Below are 6,671 nucleotides of genomic sequence, written 5' to 3'. Positions count from 1 at the left end.
TAAGCCGCCGTTGGGTCAGATAGGCCTGCGCTTCCGGGGCATTGAGCAGCGTATGGTGATAGAACTCAACCCCCCGCGACAGCAGTGCCTGCTGCCCGGCGACATCGCTGATCAGTTCCGGCGATTCAATCAGCGGCTCCACCGCCGGATTGCTGCCCAGCATCGCCCGCAACCGCTCGCAGGCATGACGCAAGCTCAACCCTTCGGTTTTCATGACCCAGTCCAGCACCGATCCGCCGGCATCACAGCCAAAGCAGTGATAAAGATTTTTCGACGGGGTGATCACCATCGAGGGCGTTTTCTCCTGATGGAACGGGCACAGTACCAGCCGGTCTTTGCCGCGTTTAATCACCTGCCGCCCCTGCTGCTCAAGGACGGCGACTAAAGGAACTGCGGCTTTCAGGTGCTGCAACTCTGCGTCGGGAATGCGAGCCATGTCTTAATCCTTTAAAATGCGTCAAGGTCATTATTGACCTATATAATACAGGTCAATATAATACTTTCAAGCCCAGCAATCAAAAAGGACACTTATCATGATGAACAAACACATTAACTGGCTTTGTTCATTTATGACTGATTTTGGTAAACGCCTTGCCACACTGCGCAAGGCCAGACAGCTTACACAGATAGAACTGGCTAATCTGCTGGATATCCAGCCCCGCATGGTCGGGCGCTGGGAGCAGGGACAGGTGAAACCCCAGTTCGATTACATCATTAAACTGGCGCAGTTACTGGAAGTCAGTATTGACCATTTACTGCTGGGAGAAGAAGGCACAACCGCACCCGTTTTTGATATTAAAAATAAGCGGCTGAAAGAGCTGTGTAAGCAGGTTGACGGGTTAAAAACAGAAGATCAGGACGTAATTTGCCGCATTCTGGATATGGCAATCACGCAAGAGAAGATTAAGCAGGCAATTAATATTACACGCTAGGATTTAACGCATTCTGACCGTGTTGGAGCACGGCCAGAATGCTAACCACAAGCAACTAAAGAGGAGTTGAATGATGGCTAAGGCGCATTCTAAGCAAAACGCGGTGCAAAATAAAGCCGCCAAAACCGAACGTTATTACACCGTGGGATACGTCCCGCAAAATGGTAGGCCGAACCCCCGACCCGCGATAAATTTAACGGGTAGGTGGCTTAAACAGGCCGGATTTGAGATTGGTGGCACACTCACCGTCAAGATTATGGAGGGCTGCATTGTGCTCATTCCTGACAGCGACGACACCCGCAATATCAGGCAACAGTACCAGCGCCAGCAAGACCAGCTCAGTGAGATCAAGCTGCGAATGCGGGAGTTGCTTGGGGATTATAAGGTGGAATATTGAGTTACTTCTTGATACATATTCATCCACTAAGATTCATTTGATATAAACTATTCAGCCAAGATAGATTTAATTCATTATCTTGGCTGATGTCTAGATATTTATATTCCTAAATTATAAATATTATCGGCTTCCTTATCCCCATCTTCCTCCATATCGACGCTACCTAAAGCCCCCAAGTCTAGGCTATAAATAACATCACTTTCCTTACCTTTTTCTACATAAATAAAATAACCAAGATCACCATCTTGACCAATTAAAAAATAATTCCTCTCAACATCCTGAATAGTATATGTTTTATTCCTTTCAAGGACATAATCGAAATTATAAACATAGATATTCTCTTGTTCTTTCCCAGTTATCTCAATATAAGGCTTATCTTGAATTTCTTCGGACAAAAATTTCCTATAGTAATGGGGTAATTTAATATCCATTTCTTTTTCAATAAAATCTAATCTTTCTAAAACATCTTCTTTATTCATGGAATTTTCCTCTTGATAAACCTAAATATCAAAGAATGGATTGTTTTTATTAGCGCCCCTAAGCCCATCAAAATACTTATAAGCATCACCAAGAGACTTCCTTGCTTGAGCTTTCGGTACGCCAGCATCAATCATCTCTCTATAACTTATATTGAATTCTTCTTTTAGCGTTTTGTCCCATCCTCCAGATCCTGCTCGTCTTGTTCTTTGTGCCGCACTGATTTGAGCATGTGGCATTCCCGAAGATGAATGTAATAATGTGGCAGGCGCTGAATTCCTTTTATAACCTTTGATGCGTTTCTTAGCCCAATGATCCTGTATTGGATGGTGACTCTGTACAAGATCATCAGCTTTAGTATTACTGTGACCTGGTGCTCGATTTACGCCCGGAGACAAATTGCCATGTAAGTCTACATCCCCTGCTTTATATCCATTAGGGTTGTTACATGCTAATCCTAACGGATCTATCCAGCCAGTTGGATTTTGCACATAGGCATACAAGTTTTCTCCACCCATCAGCCCAATGGGATCAGGCGTCAGATACTGCCCCGCCACTGGCGAAAAATATCTGAACCGATTGTAGACCAGCCCGCTCTCCTCATCCAGCCACTGCCCGGCATATTTTAAGCCCGGATTCAGTTCGGCATTTTCCCCCGACACCCCCAGACGCAGCCCGTACAGGCTGTGTGGCGGCTGCCGCCAGACCCGGTGCCCGGCGGCATCAAACAGCGCCAGCGGCTCCCCCGTCGGGGCACAGACCGCATACTGCGTCTGGAGTTCGCCCGCAAGCAGTTCATGGCGGTTTTCCGGGTTCAGGGTGAAAAACTGCACCTGTTGCGCCAGCAATTGCCAGCCGTCAAACACCAGATGACGGAGGCTGTACAGCCGGTTGTGCCGGTATTCGCGGATTTCGGCCGGCACATCCCCGTCCCACAGGTAGGTGGTGCGCAGCCCCGCCCGTTCGCACACTTTCTCCGTGCGCCGCCCGACCGCATCGTAGCGATAGTCCCACTGCTGGCCGCCCGGGGTCTGCACCCCAATAAGTTGATTCTGGCTGTTCCAGCGGAACTTGGTGAGCTGGGCACGGTGGCCTTCCTGCCACAACTGCATCGCGGTCATCCGCCCGGCCTCATCATACTCGAACAGGTGCTGACCCAGTTGCCGTAACCGGTGGCCTTTCTGGTAAATACGTTCCCCGTCTATCTCGTTGAGGCCGTCAAAACGTCGGGCAGGATAGCCTGATACATCGTATTGATAATGCTCACGCAACCGTTCGCCGTCACTGACCGAGGTCACCTGTCCATTGCCGTTCACCACATAACGCAGCCACTGCCGCTCATCATTGGCCGCCACCAGATTGAGCGCTGCATCGTAGCGATACTCCCTGTCCAGTCCGGCCAGCGTGGGTTGCGGAATATCGGCTACTTCATGGGCCTGAAAGATTTCGGTATTACGCCCGGCACGTTGTGCCGTCAGCTGTCCCATCAGGGAATGTTCCTGCCGCAGGATAAAGCCTTTATCTGACTGGCGGTGCCATTCATGGCCATCGTCATCCCGTTCAATATTGAGCGAGTGTTCACCGTTGAGGCTGAACCGACGCAGTTCGCCCACCTTATTGGCTTCGGATTTTACCTGCCAGCATTGGCCCTCCAGTGTGTGCAGTGTTCTTGCCACGCTTGCGCTGTCCGGGTAATCACGTTGGATGTCGCCGTGTGCCTGCGTTTCTTTCACAATGCGGTCTTGATCATCGTATTCAAACGTAAGTGGCGTGTTTTCGGGGGCAATCACTTCCAGTAGCCGCCCCAGAATATCGTAACGGTAGGTGGTCGTACCTTCCGGTGTGTGCATCGCAGTCATACGGCTGGCAGCATCGTACTCAAAATGCGTGATATTGCCCAACGCATCCCGTTTTTCAATGCAGTTGCCATTACCATCATACGCATAGCGCCACTGCGTGCCGGCATAGTCGGTTTCGGTAACCACCCGTCCGTCCGCATCCAGCGTATAGCGGTAGCTTTCGCCCTGCGGGTTAATGACTGCCAGCAGTTGCAGGCTGTCGGGGTCATAACGATATTGCCAGCGATGGCCTTCCCCATCGATACGCGCGACTGGCAGGTCAAACGGCCCGTATTCGATATGCCATTGCACGCCACGCGCATCGGTCCACTCGGTCAGGTTACCGTGGCGGTCATGGCGAAAACGCTCCAGACTGTTGTTCGGGCGATCGCTTAAAGATACGCGATGATGGCGGTCATATTCCCACAGCCACAGCGCGCCGCCACCCGAGGCCAGCCGCTGCAAGCGGTCATGGCTGTCGTAGCCCAGCCGCAGGCTGCGGTTCTCTTCATCAAACAGTCTGGTCAGCCGTTTCTGGGGATCATATTCCCACGACCGTTTACACCCTTCGTTATCTTCAGCGGCGATAACCAGCCCAAATTCATTGCGCGTCAGCGTGGTTTTGCTGCCATCCGGGGCAATAAAGCACTCCGCATTGCCATTATCGTCATATTGCTGCCACCAGACCCGCCCCAGCGGATCGGTCATGCTGATAAGCCGGTCTAAATCATCGTAGTGATACTGCCATGCCGCACCGATGGCATCGGTGAATGTGGTTACCAGCCCGGTATCCGCCAGATAATCTAACGTCAGGGGTTGCCCTTCCGGTAAAATCTGGTGACGCAGGTTGCCCCATTCATCATACGCATAACGCGTGACATGACCGCACGGGGTTTCGACCTGCGTCACCTGTTGTTGGTCATTGTAATGCCAGCTTGTGGTGTGCCCTTGGGGCGTTGTTGAACGGGTGATCCCCGGTTCATAGGTGAGTTGCACCGGGTAGAACCCGCCACTGCCGACACTGTGGATACAACGGCCTTGTGCATCATAGGTATAATCAACCGCCGTCTGATCACCATCCGCCCAGCGGCTAATCAACCCCTGCTCGTTATAGTCATAGAACAGGTGAAATTGCTGGGTACTGTCCGCTTCTGCCAGTAAGCCATCGTCATGATAGGCATAGCGTACCATCACGTCATTCAGCCCATTGTCAGTGCGTCGGATCGCTTCCAGCAGCCCCTCTTCCCGGTAGAACAGCCTCAGTTCCGGGCCATCGCTGTGGGTCACTTTTTCCAGTTGATGTGTGTCGTTATAGTGAAAACACACGGCATTGCCATTACGGTCACGGTGTTCGGTGAGTAACCAGCGCTGTATCGTCTCCTCCGCGGTGGACACTAACCGGGTGAAGTATTTGCGTACCGGGTTATTCCGTTCTGTCAGCACAAAGCCGGATTTTTTCCGGCTTAAAGTAAAGTCGGGATGTTCCGGGTTAATGCTGTGGTTAACGCTTTGTGGCAGGGCAAAATGCAGGGAGGCGCCTTCGGTGGTCAGGATTTCTATCCTGTCCCCGGTGACAATGGCACATTCAGAGAAATTATCGAACCAGCTCTCGCCCAGCCATCCCCGCAACCCCGGCGACCAGCTACGGGTAAATAGCAGCGGTAGCGTCTGTCCCAGCTCAATATCAGTACGTTGATCAAACACTGCCCCGGTGGTGACGTCAATCGGATCACCGGTAAAGAATTTTTTCGTACTGGCCCAGTAACGTTTTAATCCTTTGGTTTCTTTAAAAGCGGCTTTGGCGCACTTGAGTGTTTTGCCCCGGGCAATCTCCCCGACTTTTTTCGCACCTTTAAATGCACCCCTGACAACCGCTTTCTGTCCTGCTTTGGTAAAGAGCTTTCCTATCCCTTTTGCCAGCCCGCGTGAGGGGGGAACGATAAATTCGACAGCAATCAGTAACGCCCGTTGCCAGCCGGAAAATTCTTCCTCAATTTCCAGATAGGTGCCTTGACCGGAGCCGATAAAAACCTTGCTCGCGCCGCTCTTGATGGTAGAGCCGCACACCAGCTTGTCATTCATCCGCGCGGCGGGTTCACCATTGATAAACACCGATTCGCTGCCCTGCGCGATCAGCGGCGGCGGATGTTTACTGCATGTGGCTAAATCGACTGTCGCCCGGGCAGCCGGCTTGCCCTCAATCAGGACATTCGGTGATCCTTTGCTTATTGCGCCATCCGGTGGCCCGAGGCTGTCCACCATGTTGGCCACCGCCGAACTGGCATCACTGATAACCCCTCCCAGTGCTGCTGTCCCCAACGTACCTAATGCCAATACCGCCGCTGTAGCTAACCCACCCGTGCCGACGATCACGGCTGAGGCCACAGCAAACACGGCGGCCCCGATCAATGCCCCGACAACAGCGCCGGCCAGTGCACCCAAAAAACTCGAATGCTGGATAATATCGCCCTCACGTGCCGCTGCCGGGCCGCGGGGCTGTGAGGGGGGCATGACTCTACCCACCGCATGGGTTGCTCCCACACGGGCAATCCGTGTTACGATTTCGTCACCCAGTCCCATGATGGCCTCCTGTCACACGGCCTGAAAACTGGTGATCACCGCCAGTAACGCGTTGCGTTGCCCTTCTTCAAAGGGTTGCGGCGACGTCAGATTAAAGGCCAGTAACTGGCTGCCCCGGATTTGCAATACCACTGTCTGGTGCATCTCTCCTTCCGGGCTTTGCCAATGATAATCCAGCCGCCACGCGCCTTCGCCACTGAGTGTCATTGGTAAACGTTGATGCTCCTGATAGCCCGGCAGGTGGGTCGCAAATTGCGCCAGCGTTTGCTCGTAATACACTGCTGCATCGGTTCCCAGCGGTACAGGTGTCCGGTTAATCACCAGATTGACGCCACTGTCATCCGGCAGGACAAAAACCTGCATGGTTTCATCGCGCCAGTTGGCAGGGAGAGTCAGGGTGCCTTCATTCATCTGGTAAGGTTGTGCGCTCATCGTGCTTCCTTTTTC

At 52.4% G+C, this 6,671-nt stretch carries 6 protein-coding genes; 2 read left to right on the top strand and 4 right to left on the bottom strand.

Annotated elements, in window-relative coordinates; all coding sequences use genetic code 11:
* The coding region (locus Xmir_RS02995; protein ID WP_244170840.1) for a CHC2 zinc finger domain-containing protein at positions 1-436 on the bottom strand (436 nt) is incomplete at its 3' end.
* A 97-nt stretch (positions 437-533) separates the two neighbouring features.
* Between Xmir_RS02995 and Xmir_RS02990 the strand changes: the two genes are divergently transcribed.
* The gene (locus Xmir_RS02990) at positions 534-932 is read left to right on the top strand and encodes a helix-turn-helix domain-containing protein (protein WP_099112963.1); all 399 of its coding nucleotides are present in this window, start codon (positions 534-536) and stop codon (positions 930-932) included.
* Between the two features lie 73 nt (positions 933-1,005).
* Positions 1,006-1,329 (top strand): SymE family type I addiction module toxin, encoded by a 324-nt coding sequence (locus tag Xmir_RS02985; protein WP_099112962.1) that lies wholly within the window; start codon positions 1,006-1,008, stop codon positions 1,327-1,329.
* 98 nt (positions 1,330-1,427) lie between these two features.
* Here the strand turns inward: Xmir_RS02985 and Xmir_RS02980 are convergent, their stop codons facing one another.
* Genes Xmir_RS02980 through Xmir_RS02970 form a run of 3 tightly spaced genes read right to left on the bottom strand, consistent with a single transcriptional unit; the run spans position 1,428 to position 6,656 of the window.
* Complete coding sequence (locus Xmir_RS02980) at positions 1,428-1,808, bottom strand: SMI1/KNR4 family protein (RefSeq protein ID WP_086109710.1); 381 nt, start codon at positions 1,806-1,808, stop codon at positions 1,428-1,430.
* Between the two features lie 21 nt (positions 1,809-1,829).
* A complete protein-coding gene (locus tag Xmir_RS02975) occupies positions 1,830-6,224 on the bottom strand; it encodes an RHS repeat-associated core domain-containing protein (RefSeq protein WP_099112961.1) in 4,395 nt (1,464 codons plus the stop codon).
* 12 nt (positions 6,225-6,236) lie between these two features.
* The gene (locus tag Xmir_RS02970; protein WP_099112960.1) at positions 6,237-6,656 is read right to left on the bottom strand and encodes a DUF1795 domain-containing protein; all 420 of its coding nucleotides are present in this window, start codon (positions 6,654-6,656) and stop codon (positions 6,237-6,239) included.
* Between the last annotated feature and the right edge of the window lie 15 nt (positions 6,657-6,671).

This window comes from Xenorhabdus miraniensis (assembly GCF_002632615.1).
This window is presented reverse-complemented; position numbering and strand designations above follow the sequence as displayed.